This is a genomic window from Qaidamihabitans albus (assembly GCF_016464705.1).
Lineage (GTDB): Bacteria > Actinomycetota > Actinomycetes > Mycobacteriales > Pseudonocardiaceae > Qaidamihabitans > Qaidamihabitans albus.
On sequence record NZ_JAEHOB010000005.1, the window covers coordinates 306666 to 333506 of the forward strand.

At 72.6% G+C, this 26841-nt stretch carries 26 protein-coding genes; 6 read left to right on the forward strand and 20 right to left on the reverse strand.

All coding sequences use genetic code 11. The features are described 5' to 3' along the window. Positions 1-9: 9 nt before the first annotated feature. From JAP66_RS12925 to rimP, 5 genes are all read right to left on the reverse strand, one after another. Entirely contained in the window at positions 10-306 is a 297-nt protein-coding gene (locus JAP66_RS12925) for a DUF503 domain-containing protein (protein ID WP_199432043.1), read from the reverse strand. A gap of 84 nt (positions 307-390) precedes the next feature. After that, positions 391-3366, reverse strand: coding sequence for a translation initiation factor IF-2 (gene infB / locus JAP66_RS12930; protein WP_199431916.1), 2976 nt, complete (start codon positions 3364-3366; stop codon positions 391-393). Between the two features lie 62 nt (positions 3367-3428). After that, positions 3429-3707 carry a YlxR family protein gene (locus JAP66_RS12935; RefSeq protein ID WP_235998986.1) on the reverse strand — a complete coding sequence of 93 codons (279 nt, stop codon included), beginning with the start codon at positions 3705-3707 and terminating at the stop codon, positions 3429-3431. Between the two features lie 131 nt (positions 3708-3838). Beyond that, the gene (nusA, locus tag JAP66_RS12940) at positions 3839-4885 is read right to left on the reverse strand and encodes a transcription termination factor NusA (RefSeq protein ID WP_199431917.1); all 1047 of its coding nucleotides are present in this window, start codon (positions 4883-4885) and stop codon (positions 3839-3841) included. Then, positions 4882-5439: a ribosome maturation factor RimP gene (gene rimP / locus JAP66_RS12945; RefSeq protein WP_199431918.1), complete on the reverse strand. Its 558-nt coding sequence runs from the start codon at positions 5437-5439 to the stop codon at positions 4882-4884. Before rimP ends, nusA begins: the two co-directional genes overlap by 4 nt. A gap of 102 nt (positions 5440-5541) precedes the next feature. On the opposite strand from rimP, the gene JAP66_RS12950 reads away from it, so the two are divergent. Beyond that, positions 5542-6480, forward strand: a complete 939-nt coding sequence (locus JAP66_RS12950) for a ferritin-like domain-containing protein (RefSeq protein WP_199431919.1) — start codon at positions 5542-5544, stop codon at positions 6478-6480. A gap of 193 nt (positions 6481-6673) precedes the next feature. Here JAP66_RS12950 and JAP66_RS12955 read toward each other — a convergent pair whose 3' ends face one another. Genes JAP66_RS12955 through JAP66_RS12975 form a run of 5 tightly spaced genes read right to left on the reverse strand, consistent with a single transcriptional unit; the run spans position 6674 to position 11474 of the window. Continuing rightward, positions 6674-7327 carry a hypothetical protein gene (locus JAP66_RS12955; RefSeq protein WP_307849548.1) on the reverse strand — a complete coding sequence of 218 codons (654 nt, stop codon included), beginning with the start codon at positions 7325-7327 and terminating at the stop codon, positions 6674-6676. Positions 7328-7352: 25 nt separating this feature from the next. Next, complete coding sequence (locus tag JAP66_RS12960; RefSeq protein WP_199431920.1) at positions 7353-8381, reverse strand: aminotransferase class V-fold PLP-dependent enzyme; 1029 nt, start codon at positions 8379-8381, stop codon at positions 7353-7355. 60 nt (positions 8382-8441) lie between these two features. Beyond that, positions 8442-9971, reverse strand: coding sequence for a PH domain-containing protein (locus JAP66_RS12965; RefSeq protein ID WP_199431921.1), 1530 nt, complete (start codon positions 9969-9971; stop codon positions 8442-8444). Continuing rightward, positions 9968-10519 carry a PH domain-containing protein gene (locus JAP66_RS12970; protein WP_199431922.1) on the reverse strand — a complete coding sequence of 184 codons (552 nt, stop codon included), beginning with the start codon at positions 10517-10519 and terminating at the stop codon, positions 9968-9970. Before JAP66_RS12970 ends, JAP66_RS12965 begins: the two co-directional genes overlap by 4 nt. 22 nt (positions 10520-10541) lie before the next feature. Then, complete coding sequence (locus JAP66_RS12975) at positions 10542-11474, reverse strand: threonine ammonia-lyase (RefSeq protein WP_199431923.1); 933 nt, start codon at positions 11472-11474, stop codon at positions 10542-10544. A gap of 71 nt (positions 11475-11545) precedes the next feature. Here JAP66_RS12975 and JAP66_RS12980 point away from each other — a divergent pair, with 71 nt between their 5' ends. Further along, entirely contained in the window at positions 11546-12475 is a 930-nt protein-coding gene (locus tag JAP66_RS12980; protein ID WP_199431924.1) for a LysR substrate-binding domain-containing protein, read from the forward strand. Here the strand turns inward: JAP66_RS12980 and JAP66_RS12985 are convergent. After that, on the reverse strand, positions 12429-13571 hold the full coding sequence (locus JAP66_RS12985; protein ID WP_199431925.1) for a CapA family protein: 1143 nt from the start codon (positions 13569-13571) through the stop codon (positions 12429-12431). The genes JAP66_RS12980 and JAP66_RS12985 overlap by 47 nt on opposite strands. 82 nt (positions 13572-13653) lie before the next feature. Continuing rightward, the gene (locus JAP66_RS12990) at positions 13654-14772 is read right to left on the reverse strand and encodes an MBL fold metallo-hydrolase (RefSeq protein WP_372448966.1); all 1119 of its coding nucleotides are present in this window, start codon (positions 14770-14772) and stop codon (positions 13654-13656) included. A gap of 157 nt (positions 14773-14929) precedes the next feature. Between JAP66_RS12990 and mgrA the strand changes: the two genes are divergently transcribed. Continuing rightward, the gene (mgrA, locus tag JAP66_RS12995) at positions 14930-15958 is read left to right on the forward strand and encodes an L-glyceraldehyde 3-phosphate reductase (protein WP_199431926.1); all 1029 of its coding nucleotides are present in this window, start codon (positions 14930-14932) and stop codon (positions 15956-15958) included. A gap of 78 nt (positions 15959-16036) precedes the next feature. Here mgrA and JAP66_RS13000 read toward each other — a convergent pair whose 3' ends face one another. The 4 genes from JAP66_RS13000 to JAP66_RS13015 are packed head-to-tail and all read right to left on the reverse strand — an operon-like array spanning position 16037 to position 19882. Then, entirely contained in the window at positions 16037-17599 is a 1563-nt protein-coding gene (locus JAP66_RS13000; RefSeq protein WP_199431927.1) for an AMP-binding protein, read from the reverse strand. 36 nt (positions 17600-17635) lie between these two features. Next, positions 17636-18091, reverse strand: a complete 456-nt coding sequence (locus JAP66_RS13005) for a MaoC family dehydratase (protein WP_199431928.1) — start codon at positions 18089-18091, stop codon at positions 17636-17638. After that, the gene (locus JAP66_RS13010; protein WP_199431929.1) at positions 18088-18966 is read right to left on the reverse strand and encodes an amidohydrolase family protein; all 879 of its coding nucleotides are present in this window, start codon (positions 18964-18966) and stop codon (positions 18088-18090) included. Before JAP66_RS13010 ends, JAP66_RS13005 begins: the two co-directional genes overlap by 4 nt. 7 nt (positions 18967-18973) lie before the next feature. Then, entirely contained in the window at positions 18974-19882 is a 909-nt protein-coding gene (locus tag JAP66_RS13015) for an SDR family NAD(P)-dependent oxidoreductase (protein WP_199431930.1), read from the reverse strand. A gap of 101 nt (positions 19883-19983) precedes the next feature. On the opposite strand from JAP66_RS13015, the gene JAP66_RS13020 reads away from it, so the two are divergent. Next, positions 19984-20403 (forward strand): MarR family winged helix-turn-helix transcriptional regulator, encoded by a 420-nt coding sequence (locus JAP66_RS13020; RefSeq protein WP_199431931.1) that lies wholly within the window; start codon positions 19984-19986, stop codon positions 20401-20403. A 22-nt stretch (positions 20404-20425) separates the two neighbouring features. On the opposite strand, the gene JAP66_RS13025 is transcribed toward JAP66_RS13020, so the two are convergent. The 3 genes from JAP66_RS13025 to JAP66_RS13035 all read right to left on the reverse strand — a co-directional run bounded on the left by JAP66_RS13025 (position 20426) and on the right by JAP66_RS13035 (position 24648). Further along, positions 20426-21133: a hypothetical protein gene (locus JAP66_RS13025; RefSeq protein ID WP_199431932.1), complete on the reverse strand. Its 708-nt coding sequence runs from the start codon at positions 21131-21133 to the stop codon at positions 20426-20428. Positions 21134-21248: 115 nt separating this feature from the next. Beyond that, complete coding sequence (gene polX, locus JAP66_RS13030) at positions 21249-23030, reverse strand: DNA polymerase/3'-5' exonuclease PolX (RefSeq protein ID WP_199431933.1); 1782 nt, start codon at positions 23028-23030, stop codon at positions 21249-21251. A gap of 130 nt (positions 23031-23160) precedes the next feature. Then, positions 23161-24648, reverse strand: coding sequence for an aminotransferase-like domain-containing protein (locus tag JAP66_RS13035; RefSeq protein WP_199432046.1), 1488 nt, complete (start codon positions 24646-24648; stop codon positions 23161-23163). 128 nt (positions 24649-24776) lie between these two features. Here JAP66_RS13035 and JAP66_RS13040 point away from each other — a divergent pair, with 128 nt between their 5' ends. Then, complete coding sequence (locus tag JAP66_RS13040) at positions 24777-25007, forward strand: hypothetical protein (protein WP_199431934.1); 231 nt, start codon at positions 24777-24779, stop codon at positions 25005-25007. Here the strand turns inward: JAP66_RS13040 and JAP66_RS13045 are convergent. Beyond that, complete coding sequence (locus tag JAP66_RS13045) at positions 24998-25765, reverse strand: NAD(P)H-dependent oxidoreductase (protein WP_199431935.1); 768 nt, start codon at positions 25763-25765, stop codon at positions 24998-25000. The two genes, JAP66_RS13040 and JAP66_RS13045, sit on opposite strands and share 10 nt — an antisense overlap. 71 nt (positions 25766-25836) lie before the next feature. Here JAP66_RS13045 and JAP66_RS13050 point away from each other — a divergent pair, with 71 nt between their 5' ends. Beyond that, positions 25837-26820 carry a GlxA family transcriptional regulator gene (locus tag JAP66_RS13050; protein ID WP_199431936.1) on the forward strand — a complete coding sequence of 328 codons (984 nt, stop codon included), beginning with the start codon at positions 25837-25839 and terminating at the stop codon, positions 26818-26820. Positions 26821-26841 lie beyond the last annotated feature (21 nt).

Consider the following 26841-nt stretch of genomic DNA (forward strand, 5'->3'; position numbering starts at 1 on the left):
GTGGGAGACCTACTCGTCGTCGGGGCCGAGCAGCCTGCGGTGCGCGGACAGCAGCTCGACCTCCGGCCTCGCGGCCACGAGCCGTTCACAGCCGTCCAGCACGTCCCGGACGTGTGCCCCGTCGGCGGCCACCACGGCCACCCCGATCAGCGCACGCCGGTGCAGGTCCAGATGACCGGCCTCGGCGACGGCGACCTCGAAGCGCCTGCGCACGTCGGCGATCACCGGCCGGACCACCGACCGCTTCTGCTTCAGCGACCGCACTTCGCCCAGCAGCAGATCGAGTTCGAGCGAACCGACGAACATGGTCATCCCGGAGTGGGTGTGGTGAAACGACACGGCGCCGAACCGGCTGGGTGAGGGCGTGTGCCCCCACCCAGCCGGGCGGTGTCACGCACGCGGCTTCTCGCGCTCCTCATAGGTCTCGATCACGTCGCCGACCTTGATGTCGCTGTACTTGCCGAGCGTGAGACCGCACTCGAAGCCGTCGCGGACCTCGACCACATCGTCCTTGAACCGCCGCAGCGAGCTGATCGGCAGGTTCTGCGCGACGACCACGCCGTCGCGCATGAGCCGTGCCCTGGCGTTGCGCCGGATCTGACCGGACATCACGAGGCAACCGGCGATGGTGCCGAACTTCGAGGACTTGAAGACCTCGCGGACATCCGCCTTGCCGAGCTCGACCTCCTCGAACTCCGGCTTGAGCATGCCCTTGAGCGCCTGCTCGATCTCCTCGATCGCCTTGTAGATCACCGTGTAGTACCGGACGTCGACACCCTCGCGGTTGGCCCGCTCGGTCGCCTTGCCCTGTGCCCGCACGTTGAAGCCCAGCACGATCGCGTCGGACGCGGTCGCCAGGTCGATGTCGCTCTCGGTCACGCCACCGACACCGCGGTGCACGATGTTGAGATCGACCTCGTCGCCCACCTCGATCTGCGTCAGCGACGCCTCGAGCGCCTCGACGGTACCCGAGTTGTCACCCTTGACGATCAGGTTGAGGGTGTTGGTCTCCCTCAACGCGGAGTCCAGGTCCTCCAGGCTGACGCGCTTGCGCTTGGCCGCGTTCTGCGCGTTGCGGATCCGGGCCTGGCGGCGCTCGGCGATCTGCCTGGCCACCCGGTCCTCGTCCACCACCAGGAAGGTGTCGCCCGCACCCGGCACCGACGTGAAGCCGATGACCTGCACCGGCCGGGACGGCAGCGCCTCGGTGACGTCCCGGTTGTGCTCGTCGACCATCCGGCGCACCCGGCCGTAGGCGTCGCCTGCGACCACCGAGTCGCCGACCCGCAGCGTGCCGCGCTGCACCAGCACGGTCGCCACCGGACCGCGGCCACGGTCGAGATGGGCCTCGATCGCGACGCCCTGGGCCTCCATGTCCGGGTTGGCCCGCAGGTCCAGCGCCGCGTCCGCGGTGAGCAGGATCGCCTCGAGCAGCCCGTCGATGTTGGTGCCCGGCTTGGCGGCCACGTCGACGAACATCGTGTCGCCGCCGTACTCCTCCGCGACCAGCCCGTACTCGGTGAGCTGCTGGCGGATCTTCTGCGGGTTCGCACCCTCGAGGTCGATCTTGTTGACCGCGACCACGATCGGCGCCTTCGCCGCCTGGGCGTGGTTGATCGCCTCCACCGTCTGCGGCATGACGCCGTCGTCGGCCGCCACCACGATCACCGCGATGTCGGTGGCCTGCGCACCACGGGCACGCATGGCGGTGAACGCCTCGTGGCCCGGGGTGTCGATGAAGGTGACCAGCCGCTCGTTGCCCTCGAGCTCGGTCTCGACCTGGTAGGCACCGATGTGCTGGGTGATGCCACCGGCCTCGCCCTCGGCGACCTTCGTCTTCCGGATCGTGTCCAGCAGCTTGGTCTTACCGTGGTCGACGTGACCCATGACGGTCACGACCGGCGGCCGGACCTGCAGGTCCTCCTCGTCACCGGCGTCCTCGCCGTAGGTGATGTCGAAGGCCTCGAGCAGCTCGCGGTCCTCCTCCTCGGGGCTGACCACCTGGACGTTGTAGTTCATCTCCGTGCCGAGCAGTTCGAGCACGTCCTCGGAGACGGACTGCGTCGCCGTGACCATCTCGCCGAGGTGGAACAGCACCTGCACCAGCGAGGCCGGGTTGGCGTCGATCTTCTCCGCGAAGTCGGTCAGCGAGGCGCCACGCGGCAGCCGGATCGTCTCGCCGCTGCCCTTCGGCAGGCGGACGCCGCCGACGCTGGGCGCCTGCATGTTCTCCATGTACTCCTGGCGCTTCTGCCGCTTCGACTTGCGGCCCTTGCGCGAGGGACCGCCGGGACGGCCGAACGCACCGGCCGCACCGCCGCGGCCACCGGGACCGCCACGGCCGCCACGGAAACCGCCGCCCGCGGGCGGGCCACCCGGACCACCGCGGAAGCCGCCGCCACCACCACCGGCGGGAGCACCACCGGGTCCGCCGCGACCGCCACTGGGAGCGCCGCCACGGGGACCACCGGGTCCGCCACGGCCCGCACCGGGGCCGCCCCGGCCACCGCCGGGACCGCCGGGACCGCCACGGCCCGCACCGGGCCCACCGCCGCCGGGACGAGCCGGACGCGCCGGCATCATGCCGGGGTTCGGCCGCGGCGGCATGTTGCCCGGGCTCGGCCGGTTACCGCTGGGCGCGCCGCCACCGCGCGGGCCGGCCGCCGGCCGCTCCGCACCGGGACGCGGACCACGCTCGCCGCCGCCCTGCTGGTTTCCCCCGCCGGGACGCGGCGCGGGACGCTGGGTCGGGGAACCGGCACCGACGCCGTAGGGGTTGTTGCCGACCCGCGGAGTGCGCGGACCGGGCTTGGGACCGGGCTTCGGGCCCTGCGGCTTCGGCGGAACGACCGCACCGGAGGACGACGTGTCCTGCTTCGTCTCCTGCTTGGGCTGGGCCGACCGGGCCGCCGGGGCCTGCTCCTCGGCGGGCTGGGCCGCCGGGGCCTCCTGCTCGGGCTGGGCAGGTTTCGGACCGGGCTTGGGACCCGGCTTCGGAGCCTGCTGCGGCCGCGCCTGCGAAGCCGACTCCGCCTGCCGCGGAGCGGCCTCCTCGGACGGCTTCGCCTGCGTGGATGACGCAGAAGGCGCGGACGTCCCCGAAGACGCCGAGGACACCGAGGACGCGGATGCGCCGTCGCCGCCTGCCGCCGCCTGCGACTGGCTCTGCTGCTTCTTGCCGCCGGACTTGCCCGGCTTGGTGTCCTTACCAGGGAATGCGTCACGCAGCCGTCGGGCGACGGGCGCCTCAACGGTGGATGACGCCGACTTCACGAACTCGCCCTGCTCCTTCAGCTTGGCGAGAACGTCTTTACTCGTTACTCCGAGCTCTTTCGCAAGCTCGTGTACGCGGGCCTTGCCTGCCACTGCTCTCCTCAACTGATGAGGCCGGCGGCTGGACCCGCAGACCTCGTCTTATCGTCGCGCGTTCATGGCTTCAGCTTCACGGCTGACTCATGACGGGTCGACCTGCTTCCTTCTTCCGGTTGGACACGGGAACTCCCCGCGTCCGTACTGCTCTCGGCGAGCCGCTCCAGATGGCGCCGCACGCCTTCGGTGCCGAGCGTCCCAGAAACCCGTAACGCCCTGGGAAACGCCCGCCGCCGTTCGGCCTTGGCCAGGCACCCCGGGTCCGGATGGAGCCATGCTCCCCGGCCCGGCAGCCGCCGACGTTGGTCGACGACCAGGTCCCCGTCCACCGCGACCATCCGCAGCAGTTCTCCGACCAACGCCCGCTGCCGGCAGCCGACACACGTGCGGACCGGCGTGACACCGGTCTCCTGGTGTGCGGAATCCGACCGCGGGCGTTGCACCGTTTCCCAGTTTAGCCCCTCGCCTGTCACTCAGCCGAACCGGTTGCCGCCGGATGCGGCGAGTCGTCCGGAGCGACCTGCTTCTGCGGGCCGGCGTCGGGCGCGGCGTCGCTGCGGATGTCGATCCGCCACCCGGTCAGCCGGGCGGCCAGCCGGGCGTTCTGCCCTTCCTTGCCGATGGCGAGGGAGAGCTGGAAGTCGGGGACGACGACCCGGGCCGTCCTGGTCCGCTCGTCGACCACCGTCACCGACACAACCTTCGCGGGCGAAAGGGCATTCCCGACGAACCGGCCCGGATCGTCGGAGTGGTCGATGATGTCGATCTTCTCACCCGCGAGCTCGCTCATCACGTTGCGCACGCGGGCGCCCATCGGGCCGATGCACGCGCCCTTGGCGTTCACGCCGGGGATGGTCGAGCGCACGGCGATCTTCGACCGGTGCCCGGCCTCGCGTGCCACCGCCGCGATCTCCACCGTACCGTCGGCGATCTCCGGCACCTCCAGCGCGAATAGCTTGCGCACCAGGTTCGGGTGGGTCCGCGACAGCGTGATCTGCGGGCCGCGCGCGCTGCGGGACACGCCGACCACGTAGGCCTTCAGCCGGTCCCCGTGCTCGTAGGACTCCCCCGGCACCTGCTCGGCCGCGGGCAGCACGCCCTCGGTGTCGCCCACCTGGACGATCACCATGCCGCGGGCGTTGGCACGCGCGTCGCGCTGGATGACACCCGCGACGATCTCGCCCTCCTTGGCGGAGAACTCGCCGAAGGTCTTCTCGTGCTCGGCGTCGCGCAGGCGCTGCAGGATCACCTGGCGCGCCGTGGTGGCCGCGATCCGGCCGAATCCCTCCGGCGTGTCGTCCCATTCCTCGGCGACCTCGCCGCGCTCGTCGAGGGTGTGCGCGAGCACGCGCACGTAGCCCGTCTTGCGGTCGATATCGATCTTGGCGTGCGGCTGGTGGCCCTCGGTGTGCTTGTACGCGGTCAGCAACGCGCTCTCGATGGCTCCCAGAACGGTTTCGAAGGGGATGTCCTTGTCCCGTTCGATCGCGCGCAGCGCCGCGATGTCGACGTTCACCTCGACTCCTCCTTCGATTCACCCTCGCCGCCGATCTTGCCCGAGGCGTCGGCCTCCAGCAGTCTGAGTTCGTCGGCGGGCGGTTGCCGGAACTCGATCTCGATGACGGCCTTCGCGATGTCGCGGTAGCGGACGTCGCGGATCGTGCCACGGGCGCCGCCGACGAGAACGCGGACGGAGTCCTCGCCCGCCTCGCCGACGCGGCCGACGTACTCGGCCTGCGCCGCGTGCTCGGCCGGTGTGATGCGGACCTGCCGCAACCGCGCCCGCCGCCAGTGCCTCGGTCTGGTGAGCGGCCGGTCGACGCCCGGAGAGGTGACCTCAAGGGTGTACGCGCCCGCGATCAGGTGCTCGTTGTCGTCGAGCACCTCGGACACCGCCCTGCTGACGTCGGCGACCTCGTCGAGGCCGACGCCGTCGTCGCCGTCGACGACGACCTTGACCAGCTTGCGCCGGCCGGCCTGCTGCACGTCGAGCGCGTCGAGATCGAAACCCGCGGCCGTGACGGCCTCGGCCACCAGTGGCTCCAGCCGACCGGCGAGTTCGTTGGGCACCGTGATGCTCCCCGTTGTCCTGTTCGAAGTAGGTGGTTCAGCTTATCTTGCCGACACCCGGTGCCGCCGGGCGTCGGGCGCCGACTGGCAGGATGGCTCGACGTGATATCCCGATCCCCGTTCAGTCGGCGCCAGGTTCTGCGGGCGGCGGCGCTCACCGCTCTGACGGCCCCGCTCGCGGCCGCCTGCACGACCGGCTACGAGGACGCCCCCGACCCGCTCGCGCCGCTGCTGGCGCGCGCACGGGCCGACGCCGCCGCGGCGAACGCCCTCGCCGGCTCGGCCCCGGAGCACGCCGAGCTCGCCCGGCAGGTCGCCGGTGCGCGCTCCGCGCAGGCGGATGCGCTGGCCGCCGAGGTCGACCGGCTGAACCGGCCCGAGGCCGAGAACACCACGGCGCCCCCCGCCAAGGTGGCCGACCTGGCCGCGCTCGGGCAACGGCTGACCGAGGCCAGGGACGGCGCGGCGGGCATGGTGCCCGGGCTGCCGCCGTACCGGGCCGGCCTGGTCGGCTCGGTCGCCGCGGGCTGCGCGGCGCTGCAGCAGCTGGCGCCCGAGCTCGGTGCCGGGCAGCCGGGCGAGGTGGACCGGGTGTCGACCGGGCCGCTGACCGAGGCGGCGGTGACCGCGCTGCAGGACGCCCTCGCCGCCGAGCACGCCGCCGTGTGGGTGTACGGGCTGGTGAGCGCGTTCCTGCCGGCCGACTTCGGCAAGGGCATCGACGAGGGCGCCGACGCGCACCGGGACCGGCGTGACGCCTGCGAGCGCGTGCTCACCGACGCGGGCGCGGCCCCGCGCCCGCCGGAGCCCGCCTACCTGCCGCCCGATCCGGTGACCGACGCCGCCTCCGCGCAGGAGCTGGTCATCACCGCGGAGGCCGACGCCGCGGAGGCCTGGCACGGCGTGCTGGAGCGCACCGAGGACAAGGCACTGCGCACCCTGGCCATGCAGGCACTCACCGGTTCCGCCACCCGGGGGACGAGCTGGCGCATGGAGGCGGGCAAGGAGCCGCAGGCGGTGGCTCTGCCCGGCCGCGCCTGAGGCGGCGGAGAGCCTGTCTTGATCCATGCAGGCGCGGCGTTGCGCCTGGTCACCTCTCGTGAGTGCGCACGCGAGTTAGAACACTGTTACGCACTCACGACCGGTGACCTGCGGAAATGGTTCGCGCTGGTCCGTTCCAGCAGGTTCAGGTTCGAGGACAGGCCCTGAGGCGGCCGGAGAGCCGGGACAGGGCTCAGCGGAGGTGCTCGGCCAGCCGCAGCGCGTCCTCGGCGATCCGGGCCAGCAGGTCTTCGTCGGTGTGCCCGTCGAAGAAGGCGCTCTCCACGATCGTCACCTCCCGGCCGCGGGCGGTGGACTGGTACTCGCCACCGGCGACCTGCGGCGCCCCGGGCAGGTTGGCGCTGCCGTCGCGGACGAGGTCGTTGACGTTGCCGGTGCCCTCGGTGTCGGTGATCACCTTGAGCTGCTGCGCGGTGGCCGCTTCGGCCATCGTCACCAGCACGACCGACACGAGTGCCCGCGCGCCGTCGGTCTCCGTGCTGTAGAGCGCCCTGGCGACCTGCTCGCACGGGTGCTCGCCGAACCACTCCGCGACGTCGCCGTAGGAGTTGCCCGCGCAGTCGGCCGACTCGTCGGGGCCCGCGGCGACGGTGTAGCGGAACTCGCCGCTGGTGAGCGGGTCGTCGGTGACCGGGCCCGCCTTACCCTCCACGCCGCTGTCGCGCCGGATCAGCGACCAGACGAGCCCGGCGACCACCGCGACCACGACGAGGGCACTGCCCAGGAGCAGGTGGTTCGGGCGCCGGGGCGGGACCGGCTGCGCCGGGGCGACCCGGGGCAGCGGTGCGGTGTCACTCACATCGGGGTTGTACTGCTGTCCAGCCACGGACGGTGACCGTAGCCCACGGCGCTCACTCCAGGGCCTCCAGCACCCTTTCGACGTCCTCGGTGGTGTTGTAGATGTGGAAGCCGAGGCGCGCCTTCCCCGCCCGAACGCTGGCCGTCACGCCTGCCGCCGCGAGCCGCTCGGCCGCCCCCGTGGCGGACAGCGCGACGATCGCGCTGTTCTGTCGTGGCAGGCCGAGTTTGCTCAGGAGCAGGTCGGCGAGGCCTGCGCAGTGCGAGCGGACCGCCGCCCGGTCGAGGTCGGCGAGATACGGCAGTGCCACGGCGGCCCCCACGAACGGCAGCCACGCGGGCGAGAGGTCCAGCCGCCTGCTGCCGGTGGCGAGCCGCAGCGGGAGGCCGTAGACGGCCTGCCACGGGTCCTCGCCCGCGTACCAGTTGGCCGCGACCGGCGAGGTGCGTTCGAGCACGCGCGGGTGCACCGCGAGCCAGGCGGCGCCGCGCGGCGCGAGCAGCCACTTGTACGCCCCGCCGACCACCCAGTCCGCCCACTCCAGCTCCAGCGGCAGCCAGCCGGCCGCCTGGGTCACGTCGAGCAGCACCGGCACCCCGTTGGCCTCGGCGGCGGCCCGCAGTGCCGCCAGGTCGGCGATGCTGCCGTCGGCCGACTGCACCGCGCTCACGGCGACCAGGTCGTGCCGGGCCACCTCGGCGGGCAGCTCGGTGAGGGCCGCCTCCCGCACGCTGACGCCCCGGTGGGCCTGCGCCGCGAACGGAAAGGTGACGCTGGTGAACTCGCCCGCGGCGGCCAGCACCGAGGCGCCGTCCGGCAGGCCCGCGGCGACCGTGGCGATCAGTTGCGACACGCTCGCGCCGATGGCCACCCGGTCGGCGGGCACCCCGATGAGCCGCGCGAACCCGGCCCGGGACCGCTCGACGGCACCGTCGAAGTCGCCAGGCCGGTCGGCGCCGGTGCGCCAGCGGCCGACCGCCTCCGCCACGGCGTCGGCCACGTGCGCGGGCGGGACACCGATGCTCGGTGTGTTCAGGTAGCCGGGGGCGACGGCGAAGTCGGCGTCGAACGCGTGGCGCATGGCACTGACACTAGCCGCGCACTCGTGAGTGCGGACACGAGTTAGAACTCGTGTGCGCACTCACGAGCGGTGCGCGGGAGGTGCGTCGATGCGTTCCAGGAACGGGCCGAAAAGGTCGGGGACCGCCTCCTCGGCGAAGACGAGTCCTTCGCTCTCCCCTACGTCGTACACGGAGTACGCACCGCCGCCCGCCGCCGTCGTGGCGGTGAGGGTGATGAGGCCCTTGCGCCGCTGGAAGATCGACTGCCTGGCGGTCCAGCCGATCACGCCGCGCCGCTGCAGGGCAACCGTGCTTCGCCGGACCGCCCCGTTGCGCGCGACCAGGTAGCCACCGGTCAGCCCGTGCCCGAGGTTGCGGTAGGCGTCCAGGGCGATCGCCACCGCGATCGGCACCAGCACGAGCGCGCAGATCCACGCCAGGTGCAGGAAGAGCGGCGTGAGCACCAGCCCGAGAATCAGCAGGGGGCTGATCACGGCCAGCACGCCGAGCAGCGCCCACCGGATCCGGCGGCCGCGCGCGGCGACCGGATGGCCGCGCAGCCGCACCGACGCGGTCGGCGAGACCGGCTCCCGCAGCACCGCCGCGGCGATCCGGTCCGCCTCCGCCCGCGGCGCCGGGGGCAGCAGGGTCTTGTGGTCGGTGCGCTCGTTGCCCTTCTGCTGGGTGAGTCCCGTGGCCACGGCGTCGACCCGCGCCGCGCCGAGCATCCGGTTGCCCAGCGGCTCGACCAGGTCGATCCCGCGCAACCGGCGTTCCTCCAGCGAGATCGACCGGGTGGTGAGCAGGCCGCGGCGCACCCGCAGCGTGCCGCCCGGTTCGCGCTCCAGCCGGAACCGCCACCACATCTCGACGAACAACGCGATGGCGCCGATCACGCCGACGACCACGCCGGTGACGAGCAGCGCCAGCACCGCCATGAGCACCGGGAGGCTCCGCAGCAGGTCGAGCACCCAGGTGATCACACCGTCCTGCATGCCGAACCACTCGGCGACCTGCAGCACGGCGCCGAACGCCGCACCACCGATCGCCGGTGTCAGGAACGAGACCGGGGCGAACCGGATCCAGCTCGGGTCCAGCACGGCGAGAGTGCCGTCCCGTGGCTCGCTCTCCTCCCGCGCGGGCACCCGGTCGAGCAGCTCCCGGCGCAGCCGGTCGGCCTCGGCCCTGGACACCGGCTGCAGCGACAGCGAACTCTCCCCCGCGCCGGTCTGCTCACCGGTGCCGATCTTCGCGTGTACCAGGCCGAAGGCACGCAGGAGCAGCCCGGCGGTGAGGTCGACGCTGCGGATGCGGTCGCGCGCCAGCGAGCGCCGTTTGCGGACCAGGATCCCGGTGTGCAGCTCGACCCGCTCCGGCCCGATCCGGTAGCTGGTCCGGCGCCAGCGCACGTAGTCACCGACGATTCCGACCGCGATCGCCAGCACGACCGTCGGCAGCACCACCGTCACCGCCATCCCCGGAGACGTCTGGCCCGCGACGGTGACCACGACCGGGGCGGCCACCGCCGCGGCCGTGCCGACGACCCGCAGCGCGGTGACCCACACGGTCCGCCGATCCAGCTTGCGCCACTCGGTCTCTGGCACCGTCACGTCGCATCACCCGGGGTGGCCTGTGTCGTCTCGGTCAGCTGCCGCACGAGGTCCGAGGCGACCTCGTGGTCGAGTCCCTGGATCGTCACCGCCCCCTTGGCCGACGCGGTGGTGACGGTGACGGTCGCCAGGCCGAAGAACTGCTCCAGCGGCCCGCGCTGGCTGTCGACGGTCTGGATCCGGGACATCGGTGCGACCCGCCACTCCTGCCAGAAGTAGCCGGTACGCGTGAACACGGCGTCGCTCGTGACCTCCCAGCGGTGCACCCGGTACCACCACAGCGGCAGCAGCAGGGCCACCGGCAGGCCGAGCACGGCCACCACGGCCGCCGCGAGCAGCAGCCACGGCCGCGGTGCGGGCAGCACGAGCGCCAGCACCGCGAGCACGATCAGCGGCGGGCCGAACAGCAGCAGCCACTGAGTCCGCCACCAGCGCACCGCGCGCGGGTCGAGCTCGTTGCCCGGCGGGCGCAGCCGCACCGCGCCACCGCTCTCGCCAACGCCGCCGTCGTTTCCGTCCTGAGCGTGCCATCCCCCGGTCGCCGACATGGCGCCACCTTATGGGGTGAGCTCAGTCCTCGCCGCCGAGCACCCCGGCCAGCACCGGCAGCGCGACGTTTCGACCGGAGATGACCGCGACCGTGCGCTCGTCCGCCTCGGCCTTGCCCGCGAGCAGCGCGGCCACGGCGGCCGCCCCGGCGCCTTCGGCGACGATGCCGTGCCGTGTTGCGAGGTGCCGCACGGCCGCGCGCAGCTCCTCCTCGGTCACCGGGACCAGCCGGTCGACGTGTTTGGCGACGAGGTCGATCGTCACCGAGCCGGGTTCGAGGTTCGCGGCGATGCCGTCGGCGATCGAGGGGCGCACGTCGACGGGCACCTGATGCCCGGCGTGCAGGGCCGCCGCCATCGACGGCGCGGCGGCGGCCTCGACGCCGATCACCCGCGCGCCGGGCACGGTGGCGGCCCACAGGCCGATCCCCGCGGCCAAGCCACCGCCGCCGACGGCGCAGACGACGGTCAGCGGGGCACCCTCCTGCTCGGCCAGCTCGTACCCGATCGTGCCCTGTCCGGCGATCACCTCGGGATCGTTGTAGGGAGAGACGAAGTGCGCGCCGCGGGCGGCCAGCTCGAGCGCGTGCGCCTCCGCCTCGGCATAGGCGCGGCCGACCTGCACCAGCTCCACGCCGAACGTGCGCAGGGCCGCAACCTTGGCCGCCGACGCGTTCTCGGGCACGACCACCGTCGCGGGCCTGCCGAGCCTGCTCGCCGCGAACGCGACCCCGAGACCGTGGTTGCCGGCCGAGGCCGTCACCACCCGCTCGCCCTCACCGAGTGCGGCGAGGGCGTTGAGCGCACCGCGGACCTTGAACGAACCGGTCGGCTGCCAGGTCTCGAGCTTGAGCATCGGCGCGCCGGCCCGGACCGGCGTCGGCGGGAGGATGTCCCGCACGACGTGCCAGGCCCGTTCGACGTCATCGGGGGAAGGGGTTCGCACGGATCGCATACCACCAGCGTCCTCCGGAAGACAGGGGCGCGACCAGGCAGGGCTGCTACGGGTGAGCGTAAGTTGTGCTTGTGCTCGATCCTCGTCGGCTCCGGCTGCTCCGCGACGTCACCAGGACCGGCTCCATCGCCGGTGCCGCGCAGCGCGCCGGTTGCACGGCGGCGGCCGCGTCACAGCAGCTCGCGGCGCTGGAGCGGGACACGGGTGTCTCGCTGCTGGAACGGGGGCCGCGCAGCGTGCGGCTCACCGAGGCCGGGCGGGTGCTCGCCGAGCACGCCGACCGGGTGCTGGTCGAGCTCGACGGCGCGGAGCAGGCGCTGCTGGCGGTCGCCGGCCTGCGAGGCGGGCGGCTGCGGGTGGCGGCGTTCGGCACCGCGGCGGGTTTCGCGGTTCCCGCGCTCGGCACGTTCCGCAGGCGCCACCCCGGCGTGGAGGTGACGTTCGTGGAACTCGAACCCGACGAGGCCGTGCCCGCCGTGCGGGCCGGCGAGGTCGATCTCGCCGTCACGCACCAGTACGCGCGGCTGCCCAAGCCGGACCTGCGCGGGCTGCGCCAGACGGCGCTGCGCAGCGAGCGGCTGCTGCTCGCCGTGCCGCCGAGCCTGCGCCCCGGCGACGACGGTCCGGTGCGGCTGCCCGACTACGCGGGAGCCGACTGGATCTCGCCACGGCCGGCCACCGGGTTCCAGGCGCTGGTGGAGCTGGCCTGCCGGGCCGCGGGTTTCGAGCCGAAGGTCGGCTTCCGCACGGACAGCTACGACGTCATGCTCACCCTCGTGGCGGCGGACCTCGGTGTCGCGCTCGTGCCGGAGCTCGCCGCGGTACCGCGGGCCGGTGTCACGTTCCTGGAGGTGGCGCGGCCCGCGCCGCTGACCAGGGAGGTGCACGCCACGACACGCGCGGCGGACACCTCCGCCGCCGTGGCGGAACTGCTGGAGCTGCTGGTCGAGCGGGTCAGCGGCCGGGGCGCGTCAGCCCGTCCTGCCCGCCGCCGCGGCTGAGCACGATCTCGTCGATACGTTCGAGCGCCTCTTCGCGCCGCTCGGTGCTCTCGCTGGCGGTGAGGTCGACGAGGCGGATGGGCGGGCCGAGCTCGACGAGGGTGGGCACGTACTCGGCACTGTCGACCACCCAGCGCTCACCGTCGCGGGTGAAGCGGAACCGCGCGGCGATGCCCTCCTCGCTCACGCCACGGGGCTCCTCGTGCCGGGCCACGGAGTTGCCGAGCCCGTAGGCCACCCACTTCTCGCCGATACGCTCGATCGGCTGCACGACGTGCGCGTGGTGGCCGATGATCAGGTCGATGGAGTCCTCGCCGAGCAGCCGTTCGGCGAGCTGCCGCTGTTCCTCGGTGGGCTCGTGCCCGTACTCCTCGCCCCAGTGCAGGCTCGCGATGACGACCTCGGCTCCGGCGGCGCGGGCCGCCTCGGCCTCGGCCACCACGGCGTCGGCGTCGAGCTCATTGGCGGTCCACGGCTTGCCCGCGGGTTCGGTGAAACCGTTGTAGCCGAAGGTGTACGACAGGTGCCCGACCTTGGCTGCGCCCGCGTCGAGGATGAGCGGGGTCTCGGCCTCCTCCTGGTCGCGCGCGGAGCCGGTGTGCTCGATACCGGCCTCGTCGAGGACGTCGAGCGTGCGCGCGAGTCCCTCCTCGCCCTGATCGAGCACGTGGTTGGACGCAGTCGAGCAGCCGTCGTAGCCCGTGTCGGCGAGTGCGCCCGCGAGTTCGGGCGGCGCGTTGAACTGTGGATAGCCGCTGTACGGTCCGCCGTCCTCGGCCAGCGGCACCTCGAGATGGCACAGCGCGAGGTTCGCCCTCGACACGAGCGGGCTGATCCCGGAGAAGAGCGGCCGGAAGTCGAACTCGGCCGCTTCCGGCCCCTCCGCGTCCGTGGCGGCCTGCTCGCTCAGTGCCGGGTGGACGAGCACGTCCCCGGTGGCCACCACGCTGAACGACTCCGCGGGGGCGGCCTGCGTGCTCTCCGGGGCGGGCGCGGCCAGCGGTTTCTGGTCGGCGGGCGCGGTGGTGCAGGCACCGGCGAGCAGCGTGGCGCCGAGGAACGCGATCGCGGCGGGGCGTCTCGAGGGCCGTCTCATCGGGCAGCCTTTCGGGTCGGGTGGCGTCATGGTGCCTGGTTACACAACGCGCACGAGCACGCCCGCCGAGGTGACCGCGGGTTTATCCCAGTGCCTGCCACCAACCGTCGACCTGCGGTGGGGCGGCGACGTCGATGCGCTCGCCGGGGCGCGGCACGGCGAGCGCGATATCGTGCGCCTTCGCTTCCTGCCACACGCGATCGGCGGGCTCCGCCCACGCGTGCGGGGCGAGGTTGAACGTCGCCCAATGCACCGGGATCAGCAGCCCGCCGCGCACGTCGAGATGCGCGGCGACGCCCTCCTCCGGGGTCATGTGGATGTCCGGCCAGCTCGCGTTGTAGGCGCCGATCTGGACGAGCGCCGCGTCGAAGGGGCCGTGCCGTTCACCGATCGCGGCGTAGCCCTCGAAGTGGCCGGAGTCGCCGGTGTAGAAGACGCGGTGGCGCTGCCCGGCGATCACCCACGACGCCCAGAGGGTGTTGTTGCGGGAGAACGCACGGCCGGAGAAGTGCCGCGCGGGGGTGGCGACGATGCGCAGGCCGGCCACCTCGACCGAGTCGTCCCAGTCCAGTTCGACGATGCGGTTCTCCGGCACCTTCCAGCGGCGCAGGTGCGCACCGACCCCGAGCGGCACGACGAACGGCACGTCGTGCAGCCGGGCCAGTGCCCGCACGGTCGACATGTCGAGGTGGTCGTAGTGGTCGTGCGAGATGACGATCACGTCCAGGCCCGGCAGGTCAGCCAGCCGGTGCGGAACCGGATGCAGGCGGCGCGGGCCGAGCACGCCGGAGGGCGACACCCGCTCACTCCACACGGGATCGAGCAGCACGCGCACGCCGTCCAGTTCCACCAGCGAGGACGCGTGGCCGAACCACGTGATGTGCAGCCCGTCGGCGGGCGCCGGACCGGCCGGCGGGACCAGCGGCACCGCCGCGCCGGGACGGCGGCGCCGGCCGCCGAAGAACAGCTCACGCACCGTCGCCTTGCCGCTGCCGGGCGGCAGCCAGCGGGGCGGGGCGGTGTTGCGGAAGGCGCCGTCGTGGAACTGGGGAGAGGCGAGCAGCCGGGCGCCGTCCGGGCGGCCGCCGAGCGCGGGCAGCACGCCGCGGGCGGCGAGCGCGACGCCACCGGCCGCCGCCGCGCCTGCCCCCGCCGCCACCGCACCGAGAATCCGCGCGCCCCTGGTCGTCTTCCTGCCCACGATCCCACCCCTGTTCCGTGTCGCTCGGTGAGGCAACGTCCGACCCTGCCACCGTTGTTCCCGCCCCACCGCTCGTGAGTGCGCACGCGAGTTCTAACTCGTGTGCGCACTCACGAGGCGGGACCTGGCCGCGGGGCAGGGGCAGTACGCTCCCCGCGTGACCTACGTTGCCGCGGACTCCCGCTACGACTCGATCCCCTACCGGCGCTGCGGACACAGCGGACTGCGGCTCCCGGCCGTCTCGCTCGGGTTGTGGCACAACTTCGGCCACGACCGGCCGTTCGAGACGCAGCGGGCGATCTGCCGGCGCGCGTTCGACCTGGGGATCACGCACTTCGACCTCGCCAACAACTACGGCCCTCCCTACGGCAGCGCGGAGAGCAACTTCGGCCGCATCCTCGCCGGTGACCTGCGCCCGTACCGGGACGAGCTGGTGATCTCCACCAAGGCCGGCTACGACATGTGGCCCGGCCCTTACGGGAACTGGGGTTCGCGCAAGTACCTGCTCGCCTCGCTCGACCAGTCGCTGGAGCGGATGGGGCTGGACTACGTCGACATCTTCTACTCGCACCGGTTCGACCCGGACACGCCGCTGGCCGAGACGATGGGCGCGCTGGACTCGGCGGTGCGCGCCGGCAAGGCGCTCTACGTGGGCATCTCCTCGTACTCGGCCGAGCGCACCGCGGAGGCGGCGCGAATCCTGCGGGAGCTCGGCACGCCGCTGCTCATCCACCAGCCGTCGTACTCGATGCTCAACCGCTGGATCGAGCGGCAGGACCTGCTCGCCACACTGGAGCGGGAGGGCAGCGGGTGCATCGGCTTCTCGCCGCTGGCGCAGGGGCTGCTCACCGACCGCTACCTCGGCGGGGTGCCCGCGGACTCGCGCGTGGCCACCGGCGGCGCGATGAGCCGGGAGATGCTGACCGAGGAGACGCTCGGGCGGGTGCGCGCGCTGAACGAGATCGCCCGGCGGCGCGGCCAGACGCTCGCGCAGCTGGCGCTGGCGTGGGGCCTGCGGGACCCGCGGATGACGTCGATGCTCGTCGGCGCGAGCAGTGTCGCCCAGCTGGAGAACAACGTGGCGGCCCTGGACAACCTCGACTTCAGCGCCGAGGAGCTCGCGGAGATCGACACCTACGCCGTGGACTCGGGCATCAACCTGTGGGAGCCGTCCAGCTCACACTGACGCCGCCGAGCGGCGTCCCCAATGTGGCATTCGGTGCGCTGGACGCACCCGCTGCCGCATTGGGGATGTGCGCGGCGCTCAGGCTTCGCGCTGCTGCAGCACCCGCCGCAGGATCTTCCCGGTCGGCGACTTCGGGATCGAGTCGACGAACTCCACGCCGCGCACCTTCTTGTACGGCGCCACCCGTTCGGCGACCCACGCCATCAGCTCGGCCGCGTCCAGCTCCCGGTCCGCCACCACGAAGGCCTGGGGCGCCTCCCCGCCCTCGGGATGCGGGACCCCGATCACCGCGGCGTCGAGCACGTCCGGGTGGTTGAGCAGCACCGACTCCAGCTCGGCGGGCGCCACCTGGTAACCCTTGTACTTGATCAGCTCCTTGAGCCGGTCGACGATCCAGAACACGCCGTCGGAGTCGACCCGCACGAGGTCGCCGGTGTGCAGCCAGCCGTCGGTGACCGCGCTCGCCGTGGCCTCGGGATCGCCGAGGTAGCCGAGCATCACCTGCGGCCCGCGGATCAGCAGCTCCCCGGTCTCGCCCGGCGCGACGTCGGTGTCGGTACCCGGCAGCACCAGCCGCGCCTGCGTGTTCGGGGACAGCCTGCCCACACTGCCCGCGGGAGTGCTCCCGAAGTCGTCGTCGAAGACCTGATGCGTGCCCGGGCTCGCCTCGGTCATCCCGTAGCCCTGCCGGATCGGGCAACCGAGCCGCTTCTCCGCACTTGCGGCGACCTCGACGTCCAGCGGCGCGGCGCCGCACAGGATGTACCTGAGCGAGCTCAGGTCGTGGTCGTCGACCTCCGGCGCGCCTGCCAGCGCCAGCACCATCGGCGGCGCGAAGTAGGCGCGGGTGACCCGGTGCTCGGCGAGCGCCCGCAGGTAGGTGCCGGGCTCGAAGCGGGGCAGCGTGACCACGGTCGCCCCGGCGAGCAGGCCGGAGTTCAGGATGATGGTGAAGCCGTAGATGTGGAAGAACGGCAGTACCGCGGCCTGGACGTCGTCGGACGTGATCCGCCAGCCGGCCCTGGTCTGCGCGAGATTCGCGACGAGGTTGCGGTGGCTGAGCCGGACTCCCTTGGCCTTTCCGGTGGTGCCGCTGGAGAACGGCAGAACCGCGACCGTCGTGGCCGGGTCGATCTCCGGTCGCGGCGGCACCGGGTCACCGGCAGGCAACCCGGCGAAGCTCGGGTGCACTCCGTGTTCCCTGCGCCCGCCGAGCACGAAGACGTGCTCGACCCCGGCCGCGCGCGCGGCGTCGCGGGCCTTCTCCGCGACCGGCTCGGCGGTGATGAGCACGGAGGCCCCTGACGCGGACAACTGCCTGCCGACCTCCTCGGCCGTCAGCACCGGGTTGACCGGGGTGACCGCGGCACCGGCGGCGATCGCGGCGTGCAGCGCGACCGCGTACCGCGGCTGGTTGTGGCTCATCAGTGCCACCACGTCACCCGGCCGGACGCCGAGCGCGGTGAGCCCCGCGGCACCGGCCGACACCTCGGCCACCAGTTCGGCATAGCTGAGCCGTTCCCCGGTCACACCGTCGACCAGCGCGGTCTTGTCGCCGAGCCGGGCGGCCGGGCCGAGGACGTACTCGGTCAGGGTGACGTCCGGGATGTCGACATCGGGAAGTGGGCTGCGGTAGATCATGCTGACTCCTCGTCGAGCCGGTGAACCCGCTTTCGCTCAGGGATAGAACCGGAGCACCGGCTGTGCCACGCAGGCCGGCTTCTCGCCGTTCTCGATCTCGACAACGGCGTCCACGGTGAGCTGGAGACCGTCGCCGGGCACGTCGTCGACCTGCACGAGCCTGGCGGAGAGCCGGATACGGGAGCCCGCGGGCACCGGCGAGGGAAAGCGTACCTTGTTCAGGCCGTAGTTCACCTTCGTGCTGACGCCCGAAACGTCCAGCAGTTCAGTCCACAGTGGAATGACCAGGGAGAGGGTGAGGTAGCCGTGCGCGATGGTGCCGCCGAACGGCCCCGTCTTCGCCTTGTCCTCGTCCACGTGAATCCACTGGTGGTCGCCGGTGGCGTCGGCGAAGGTGTTGATACGCCACTGGTCGACCTCGATCCAGTCACTGCTGCCGAGATCGCGGCCGGCCAACGTCCGGACGTCGGCGAAGCTGACCTTTGTGCTCACTTCTCCTCCTGTGCGGCGAGGTTCAGGACACGCACCGCGTTGTCCTTGAGGATCTTGGGCCGCACGTGCGGCTTGATCTCCAGATTGTCGAAGTCGCGCATCCACCGCTCCGGCGTGATCAGCGGGTAGTCCGAGCCGAAAAGCACTTTGTCCTGCAACAGGCTGTTGGCGTAGCGCACCAGCTGCGGCGGGAAGTACTTGGGCGACCAGCCGGACAGGTCGATGTAGACGTTCGGCTTGTGCGTCGCGACGGCCAGCGCCTCGTCCTGCCAGGGAAACGACGGGTGCGCGAGGATGATCGTCAGTTCGGGGAACTCCACGGCGACCTCGTCGACCAGCATCGGGTTCGACAGTCCGAGCTTGATGCCACCCCCGCCGGGCATGCCCGCGCCGATGCCGGTCTGCCCGGTGTGGAACAGCGCCGGAACTCCCAGTTCCTGCGCCACCTCGAGCAGCGGGTAGGCGCTGCCGTCGTTCGGGGCGAAGTCCTGGATGCTCGGGTGGAACTTCAGGCCGCGCATGCCGTGCTCGGTCACCAGCCGCCGGAACCGGCGCGCGCCCGCCCTGCCCTTGGCCGGGTCGATGCTGGCGAACGGCAGCAGGACGTCGGCGTGCTCGGCCGCCGCCAGCGCGATCTCCTCGTTGGACAGCGCGGGATGCCCGGTTGCCGACTCGATGTCGACGGTGAACACCACCGCACCGATGCGCTGCTGCCGGTAGTAGTCGGCGATCTCGGGCAGGCCCGGAGCGCGGTGGTCAGCGCCGAAGTACTTCGCCGACGCCGCCAGGAACTCGTCCGGCAGCGACAGGTGGCCGTGCGGGTCGGTCTCCACGTGCACGTGGACGTCGATCGCGTCGAGCTTCGTGTGATCCATGAGAACCTCAGTTCGCGGGCGGCTCGGGCAGCTTCTCGCCGACACTCTGCAACTCGGCGCCCACCGTCGTCGACCACGCCTCGGCGAGGGCGTCCGCGCTCCAGCCGCCGTCGGCGTAGGCGGTGGCGACCTGCTGCGGATGCGACCACAGCGAGAGCCGGTCGCCGCCGATGCCGATACACTGGCCGGTCACCTCCGCGGCGGCGTCCGAGGCGAGGAACGCGACCAGGCCCGCGGCGTCCTCCGGCGCCCCGAACGCCAGCGCCCGGCGCGCGAAGGCGGGCATCGGCTCGCCGCGCCGCAGCGCCTCGACGTACGGCGCCAGCGCCGGGATGGTCTCGGTCATGCCGGTGGCGGCCACCGGGATGACCGCGTTCACGGTGATGCCGGCCCTGGCCAGCTCCATCGACCAGGTGCGGGCGAACGCGGCGATCCCGGCCTTGGCCGCCGAGTAGTTGGTCTGGCCGAAGTTGCCGCGCTGCCCCGCGGGCGAGCCGACCAGGACGAGACGGCCACCCTCGCCCCGCTCGCGCATGTGCCGGACGGCGGCGCGGGCACAGGTGAACGTGCCCCGCAGGTGCACGTCGACGACCGTGTCGAAGTCCTCGTCGGACATCTTCCACAGGACCTTGTCGCGCAGCACGCCCGCATTCGTCACCAGGACGTCGAGGCGGCCGAACTCGTCGACCGCGCGGGAGACCAGCGCCTCCGCGGCCGCCGTGCCGCCGACGGCCGCGACCTCGGCGACGGCCGTACCACCGGCGGCGGTGATCTCCTTGACGGCCGCGTCGGCGGTGCCGGCGTCCACGTCGTTCACCACCACCCGGGCACCGGCCGAGGCCAGCTCCTTGGCATAGGCGAGACCGAGCCCGCGACCACTTCCGGTCACGAGCGCGACCTTTCCGGTGAGATCCACGGTCGGCGCCTCCCTCCGTATCAGGTTCCCTGATATAAAGGTGTACTCATCAATGGTTACTCTTGTCAACCATTGATTTCCCCAAGGAGTCTGGTGACACGATGAGCGACCTCCCTTCGGGCGAGATCGGCTACCTGCTCGCCCGCGCGGGCGGGCGGGCGATCCGCAATCTCAACCGCGCGCTGGAGCCGTTCGGCCTGCGCAGCAGGCACTACACCGTGCTCGCGGCCTCGGCGGCGCACGGCGGGCTGTCCCAGCGCGAGCTCGGTGGGGTGCTCGGCGTGGACCCGAGCGCCGTCGTCGCGCTCGTCGACGACCTGGAACGAGCGGGACTGGTCCGGCGGGAGCCGCATCCGGACGATCGGCGCACCCGGCTGGTCGCCGTCACCGAACAGGGAGCCACGACGCTCGCCGAGGCCCGCGAACTGGCCGGGCAGGTGGACACCGAACTGCTCGACGCGCTCACCGTGGCCGAGCGTCAGACGCTCGAGAAGCTGCTGCGGCGCATCGCCGCGAGCTGAGCGGCGTGGCGATGCGAGCGGGTCAGCGGCGAGCTGAGCGCCACAGCGCGACGGCGAGCCGGCCGCAGCCGAGCGCGACCAGCGCGCCGTGCGCCATCCGGACCGGCGGGGCGGTGAAGAACTGTGGCAGGAAGAGGACGAAGGCCACGGCGAGAACGGCACCGCTGCCGCGCGGCAGCGCCGCGGAGCGGCCGACCGCCAGCGCGGCCAGGACCGTGCCCCCGGCCAGCAGCGCCAGACCGGCCGCGAACATGGCCGCGGGAACCGGGCCCATGCGCATCGTTTCGGCCAGCTCCAGCAGGGCCGGATCCTGCTCGCGCAGGGCCCGCAGGCTGATCGCGTGCAGGCCGAACACCTCCGCGCCGTAGTACGGCAGGGTCAGCCCGGCGCCGGTCCAGGTCGCCGCCACCGCGCGGAGTGCCTGCCGCTCACCCGGCCCGCCCTGCAGCAGCCGGTACAACGCCAGCAGGCTCAGGGCGAGCAGGACGAAACCGGCGACGGCGAGCAGATGGGAGACCAGCCAGCCCGGACCGGACATCGCTCGGGCACCGGCCAGCGTGGACTCGTCCGAGTACGGGCGGAGCACCGGATAGAGCAGGAACAGCGCGCCCGTGACCGCGAGCAGTGACGCGCCCGTTCGCGCGGCCGGCCACCCGGACCCCGCGTGGACCTGCCCGCCCGCCACGACTTCCGGACCGGCTTCCGGACCGGCACCGAACCGTTCTGCCATGACTCCCCCGTGAACATCAGTCAGATTCGAGAGCGGCGCTCTCTGTAGCCAGCATGCCCGGAGCGGCGCTCTCGTTCTCGACCGGTGATCTCGGGCGCGGCCGTCAGGCCTCGGCTCAGCCCCGGCCCGCCGCGCCACGCTTGCTGTGCTTGCTGTGCTTGCTCGCGCTGTCGCGCTCCCGGCCCTTGCGCAGGAACGCCCGCAGTTTCGCCCACGGCCAGGTGTTGATCACGTCGTCCCTCGTGAGCCAGCCCCGCTGCGCGGTGCCGACGCCGTAGCGCAGAAGGCCGAGCTGCTGCGTGGCGTGCGCGTCGCTGTTGATCGCGAACCGAACGCCGTAACGCTTGGCGTGCAGGATGTCCTCGTCACGCAGGTCGAGCCGGTCCGGCGCGGAGTTGATCTCCAGCGCGGTCCCGGTACGGGCACAGGCGCGGAACACCTCGCCGAGATCGGCATCCACCGCCGGACGGCGGCCGATGAGGCGCGTGGTCGGGTGGCCGATGATGTTGACGCAGGGGTTCTCGCATGCCCGCACCAGGCGGCGCGTCATCTCCGGACCGGACTGCGTGAAATGCGAGTGCACCGACGCCACGCACAGGTCGAAGCCGGCGAGGAACTCGGCGGGCCAGTCCACCTCGCCGTCCGGGGCGATGTTGAGCTCGGTGCCGTGCAGCAGCCGCAGCCGCGGGTACTCGTCGGCGAGTTCGCGCACGCGTGCGCGCTGCGCGAGGATCTTCTCCTCCGACATGCGCTGCATGGCCATGTCGGGCGCGTGGTCGGTGATCGCGTAGTAGGCGTGGCCGCGCCCGGCCGCCGCCCGCACCATGTCCTCCAGCGAGGACACGCCGTCGGTCAGGTCGGTGTGCGTGTGCAGGTCCCCGCGGATGTCCCGCTCCGTCACCAGCTCCGGCAGCCCGCCGCGGGCGGCGGCCTCGACCTCGCCCCGGTCCTCCCGCAGGGGCGGCGCGATCCACGGGAGGCCGAGCCGCTGGTAGACCTTCTCCTCGGTCTCGGACACGACGAGCTCGCCGGTGTCGGCGTCGAAGAGGCCGTACTCGGACAGTTTGAGCCCCGCGTGCACCGCCATCTCGCGGACCCGGATGTTGTGCGCCTTGGAGCCCGTGAAGTACTGCAACGCCGCGCCCCAGGCCTGTGGCGGCACCACCCGCAGGTCCACCTGAAGTCCTTTCGAGGTTCGCACGGACGTCTTCTTCTCCCCCGCCGCGACGACCTCGTCCACAATGGATAGGCGGCTGAACCGCTCCATCAGCGGGCCGGAGTCCTCGGCGGCGGCGAGGATGTCGATGTCGCCGATGGTCTCGCGGAAGCGGCGCAGCGAACCCGCGTGGGTGCAGCGCAGGCAACCGGTCACCGCCGACAGCTCGTCGACGATCTCGGCAGCCAGCTCCCACGCCACGTCGAGCAGCGCCCGGTCGCCCGCCTGCTGTAGCAGCTCCACGCCGTGCAGGATGTTCTCCTCCGTCTTCGGCCCGAAGCCCTTGAGATCGCGCAGCCGCTCGTCGTGGATGGCGGCGACCATCTCCTCGACCGAGGAGATGCCGAGATCGTGGTAGAGCACGGCGGCCTTCTTCGGTCCGAGCGTCGGGACCGCGGTGAGCTGGCGTACGCCGGCCGGGATCCGCGCTCGCACGTCCTCGATCGCCTGCACCCGGCCGGTGCGGAAGAACTCCGCCACCTTCTCGGCGACCGACCGGCCGACGCCGGGCAGCGCCCGGAGCGCCTGCGCGTCGAGTGCCGACACGTCCTCGTGATGACCGCCGATGGCGCGGGCGGCGCGCTCGTAGGCGCGCACTTTGAACGCGTCACCGCCGGTGATGGAGAGGAGGTCGGCGTACTCCTGGAGCAGTGCCTCGACCTCGTCGTTCGGCCGGGCCATGACGCCCATTCTAGTGCCGCGCCGCGCGAGTCCCCCACTGAAGCCCGCGAGTTGCCCACTCGTGTCATCGTGGACGGGCAACTCGCGGGTCTGGACGGGGGCTCGCGGGCTGGGACGGGGGACTCGCGGGTCAGATGACCGGGCGCAGCGGGCCGTAGTCCCGCGGGCCGTAGCGCCGGAGCTCGGTCCACGCGGCGGCGAGGCGCCGGACGAGCTCGGCCAGCTCCTCGGGCGGCCGCATGAACGGCACCCGCAGGTAACCGTCGTGCGCGCCCGTCGGGTCCATCGTCGAGCCCGGGATCACCTCGACGCCGTGCCGCAGGGCCAGCTGGGCGAACACGTCGGCGCTGCCCTCGGGCAGGGCGACCCACAGCGATGAGCCGCCGTCCGGACTGCGCCAGCTCCAGTCGGGCAACTGCTCGCGCAGCAGCCCTTCGAGCAGCGAGCACCGCTCCCGCCGGAGGGCGGAGCGCCGCTCGGCGATCTCGCCGAGCCGCGGCACGAGCCGCGCGACGAGCGCCTGCTCGATGACCGGGCTCCCGAGGTCGGCCAGCGCCTTGCGCCGCGCGCAGCGCTCGATGATCCCGGCCGGGCCCCGAACCCAGCCGATCCGCAGCCCGCCCCACACCGCCTTGAGCGAGCCGACGGTGATCGTCTCGGCCGCCGCGGACGTGTACGCGGCCAGCGGAGGGGGTGGTTCGGCGCCGTCGCCGAACCCGCAGTCCGCGTAGGCGTTGTCCTCGAGGATGGCGACACCGTGCCGCGCGGCGAGCTCGGCCACCCGCCGCCTTCGGTCGGCGGACATAAGGATCCCGGCGGGATTGTGGTAGGTCGGCATCACGTACAGCAGGCCGGGCGAATGCTCGGCCAGCACGGCCGAGAGCTGCCGTGCCTCGATGCCCTCGTCGTCGAGCGGGACCGGAACCAGTCGCGCGTTCGCGGCCCGGAAGATGTCCAGGCACGGTGGCCAGCTCGGCGCCTCCACCACCACGGTCGAGGGGTTCCGCAGGTACACGTCGGAGACGAGGACGAGCGCCTGGTGGGCACCGGCGGTGACGAGCACCTCCTCGGCACCCGTCGGCACGCCGAGGGAGGTGTAGTACGCGGCGATCGCCTGCCGTAGCTCCGGCAGGCCGCGCGGGTGGTAACCGGGATCGGCCAGCAGGCCGCTGATGTCGTGCCGGGCGAGGTCCCGCAGCGCGTCGGCGACCTCGGGCGCGCCGTCCTCGGCCGCGGAGGCCAGCGATATCAGTGGTCCCGGTCCGTCGATGAGCCGCTGGAAGATGACGGTGCCCTGACCGCCGCGCACCCGGCCGTCGTCGCGCGGCGGCCGCCCGCGCGCGGCGACCCGCGTACCGCTGCCCTGCCTGCGCTCCAGGACACCTCGGTCCCGCAACTCGCTGTAGGCCGAGACGACCGTGGCCCGGCTGACCGCGAGCGAACGGGCCAGCTCCCGCTCCGAGGGCAGCCGCTCGCCGGGCTGGACCGCTCCCTCCCCGGCGGCCGTGGCCAGCGCGTCGGTGAGCCTGAGGTAGAGCGGCCCGGGCCCCTGCGTCCAGTTCCCCAGGACGGCCGCGAGTTCGGCACCCCGCGCAAAACGATCCACTTCACCCAAGATTGGCTCTTTCTCCGGTCCAGTTTCTCCAGCAGCCTAGGCCAAGAGCAGGCCAATCTCGACAGGTGGCACCGAAAATGCGCCGAATGGCCTGTGCCATCGCTGATGAGCGGGTGAAAAGGGGTTCCGTCATGCTGACCGTCGCGTTCGTGCTGGCCGTCGCCGCCGTACTGATCGGCCTCGGCCGCGCCGTCCGGCTCCCGCAGCCCGCCCCGGCCCTGCTGACCGACACGGAGCCGTGGTTCGCCCGCGACCTGCTCGCCGGCCTGCTGGTGCTGCGGGAGATCAGCCTGGCGCACGCCGAGCGGCTGGAGCGCTACACGGACGAGATGTCCGGCCGCCGGCGCGTGCCTCACGCGTAGTGCGCCCCGATTCCGGCGTGCCCGGGAGCGACGTGCGGGCGCAGTACCAGGTCGTCGTCGTAGTCGCCGCCGTCCTGGCGCCGGAACGCGATCGGCTCGGCGTCCGATAGCGCGGCGAGCCGGTCCCGCAGGCCGGCCGCCGCGTTCGCGTAGTCGGCGTCGGTGGCCCGGTCCGCCCCGTACATCGCGAAAGCAGGCGCGACCGACATCCCGGAATACCAGAACAGGCCGTGGTGCACCGGGAAGAGGATGCTGTCGAGATCGCCGTGGATGCCGCGCGGGCCGAACGACGCCGCCCTGGCGCCGATCGTGGTGACCACCATGCCGCGCTTGCCGGCCAGCCCGCCGTCGCCGTAGCGGAGGGTTCGCCCGGACTCCGGGTCGGTGACCCCGAAGGCGAAGCCGTTCACGAAGACGCGGTCGACCCAGCCCTTGAGAATGGCGGGCATGCCCAGCCACCAGAGCGGGAACTGGAGCACGAGCGTGTCCGCCCACCCGAGCTTGTCCTGCTCCACGCGGATGTCGGCGCTCAGCTCACCCGCCGCGTAGGCCTGCTTGGCGACGGGGCCCACGAGCAGGCGGGTGCCCGGGTCGTGCCCGAAGTCGGCCGGTTCCACCACCGGGTTCCACTTCATCGCGTACAGGTCCGACACGGTCACCTGGTGCCCGCTCTCCTGCAACGCCCGGACTCCCTCGTCCTTCAGCGCACCGCTGAGCGAGCATTGCTCGGGATGCGCGAATACCCACAACACGTTCATGCCGCCGATCCTGCGCCCCGGCCGGAGCGTCGGCGAGTGGCCCGAAAGACATCATGTGCAAGAATCGAGCCATGTCCGATGCGCACCGGGTGGCCGTCCTCGTCCGGCACGGCGTCATGCCGATGGAGCTGGGCCTGGCGCACCAGCTGTTCGGCCGGGCACGCTCGGCCGACGGCACGCCGCTGTACGAGGTCCTGACCTGCGCGCTCGCGCCCGGCGAGGTGCGGACCGACGCCGACTTCGCGATCCACGTGCCACACGGCCCCGAGGCACTCGCCGGCGCGGGCACGGTGCTGATCCCGGCGACCCACGAGCCCGACGAGACCGAGACCGAGGGCACGCTCGGCGCCCCGCTCGCCGCCGCGCTCGCCCGGCTCCGGCCCGGCACCCGCATCGCGTCCATCTGCACCGGCGCGTTCCTGCTGGCCGCCGCGGGCCTGCTCGACGGCCGCCGGGCCACCACCCACTGGATGTCGGCCGACCGCTTCCGCACCCTGTTCCCTCTGGTCGAGCTCGACCCGGACGTGCTCTACGTCGACGAGGGCGAGGTGCTCACCTCGGCCGGTGAGGCGTCCGGCATCGACCTGTGCCTGCACCTGATCCGCCGCGACCACGGCGCGGCCGTGGCCAACGAGGTCGCCCGCGCGACCGTCGTGCCCCCGCACCGGGACGGGGGCCAGGCGCAGTTCGTCCACCGGCCGGTCCCGGAGCCGCGCATCTCGTCGACGGGCGCGGCACGGGCGTGGGCGCTGGAGCAGCTGCACCGGCCGCTGTCGCTGCGGGAGCTGGCCGCGCGGGAGTCGATGAGCACTCGCACGTTCACCCGCCGCTTCCGGGAGGAGGTCGGCATGTCCCCGGGGCGGTGGCTCACGCTGCGGCGGATCGAGCGGGCGCGACACCTGCTGGAGCGCACCGACCTGCCCGTCGACCGGATCGCGGCCGACGCGGGCTTCGGCACCGCCGCGTCACTGCGCCAGCACCTGCAGGCGGCGCTCGGCGTGTCCCCGAGCGGCTACCGGGCGACGTTCCGCGGTGCGCCGACCCGGACCGCGTAGCCGCAGGTCGGGGCACTAGAC

Excerpts from the sequence above, each read along its gene's own strand:
- polX (WP_199431933.1), bottom strand. The coding sequence starts at position 23,030 with ATGGCCCGGCCGAACGACGAGGTCGAGGCACTGCTCCAGGAGTACGCC.
- JAP66_RS13040 (WP_199431934.1), top strand. The coding sequence starts at position 24,777 with ATGCTGACCGTCGCGTTCGTGCTGGCCGTCGCCGCCGTACTGATCGGC.
- JAP66_RS12985 (WP_199431925.1), bottom strand. The coding sequence starts at position 13,571 with ATGAGACGGCCCTCGAGACGCCCCGCCGCGATCGCGTTCCTCGGCGCC.
- JAP66_RS13010 (WP_199431929.1), bottom strand. The coding sequence starts at position 18,966 with ATGGATCACACGAAGCTCGACGCGATCGACGTCCACGTGCACGTGGAG.
- JAP66_RS12975 (WP_199431923.1), bottom strand. The coding sequence starts at position 11,474 with ATGCGATCCGTGCGAACCCCTTCCCCCGATGACGTCGAACGGGCCTGG.
- JAP66_RS12970 (WP_199431922.1), bottom strand. The coding sequence starts at position 10,519 with ATGTCGGCGACCGGGGGATGGCACGCTCAGGACGGAAACGACGGCGGC.
- JAP66_RS13045 (WP_199431935.1), bottom strand. The coding sequence starts at position 25,765 with ATGAACGTGTTGTGGGTATTCGCGCATCCCGAGCAATGCTCGCTCAGC.
- JAP66_RS13000 (WP_199431927.1), bottom strand. The coding sequence starts at position 17,599 with ATGATCTACCGCAGCCCACTTCCCGATGTCGACATCCCGGACGTCACC.
- JAP66_RS13050 (WP_199431936.1), top strand. The coding sequence starts at position 25,837 with ATGTCCGATGCGCACCGGGTGGCCGTCCTCGTCCGGCACGGCGTCATG.
- JAP66_RS12960 (WP_199431920.1), bottom strand. The coding sequence starts at position 8,381 with ATGCGCCACGCGTTCGACGCCGACTTCGCCGTCGCCCCCGGCTACCTG.
- JAP66_RS12925 (WP_199432043.1), bottom strand. The coding sequence starts at position 306 with ATGTTCGTCGGTTCGCTCGAACTCGATCTGCTGCTGGGCGAAGTGCGG.
- JAP66_RS13020 (WP_199431931.1), top strand. The coding sequence starts at position 19,984 with ATGAGCGACCTCCCTTCGGGCGAGATCGGCTACCTGCTCGCCCGCGCG.
- JAP66_RS12935 (WP_235998986.1), bottom strand. The coding sequence starts at position 3,707 with ATGGTCGCGGTGGACGGGGACCTGGTCGTCGACCAACGTCGGCGGCTG.
- JAP66_RS13025 (WP_199431932.1), bottom strand. The coding sequence starts at position 21,133 with ATGGCAGAACGGTTCGGTGCCGGTCCGGAAGCCGGTCCGGAAGTCGTG.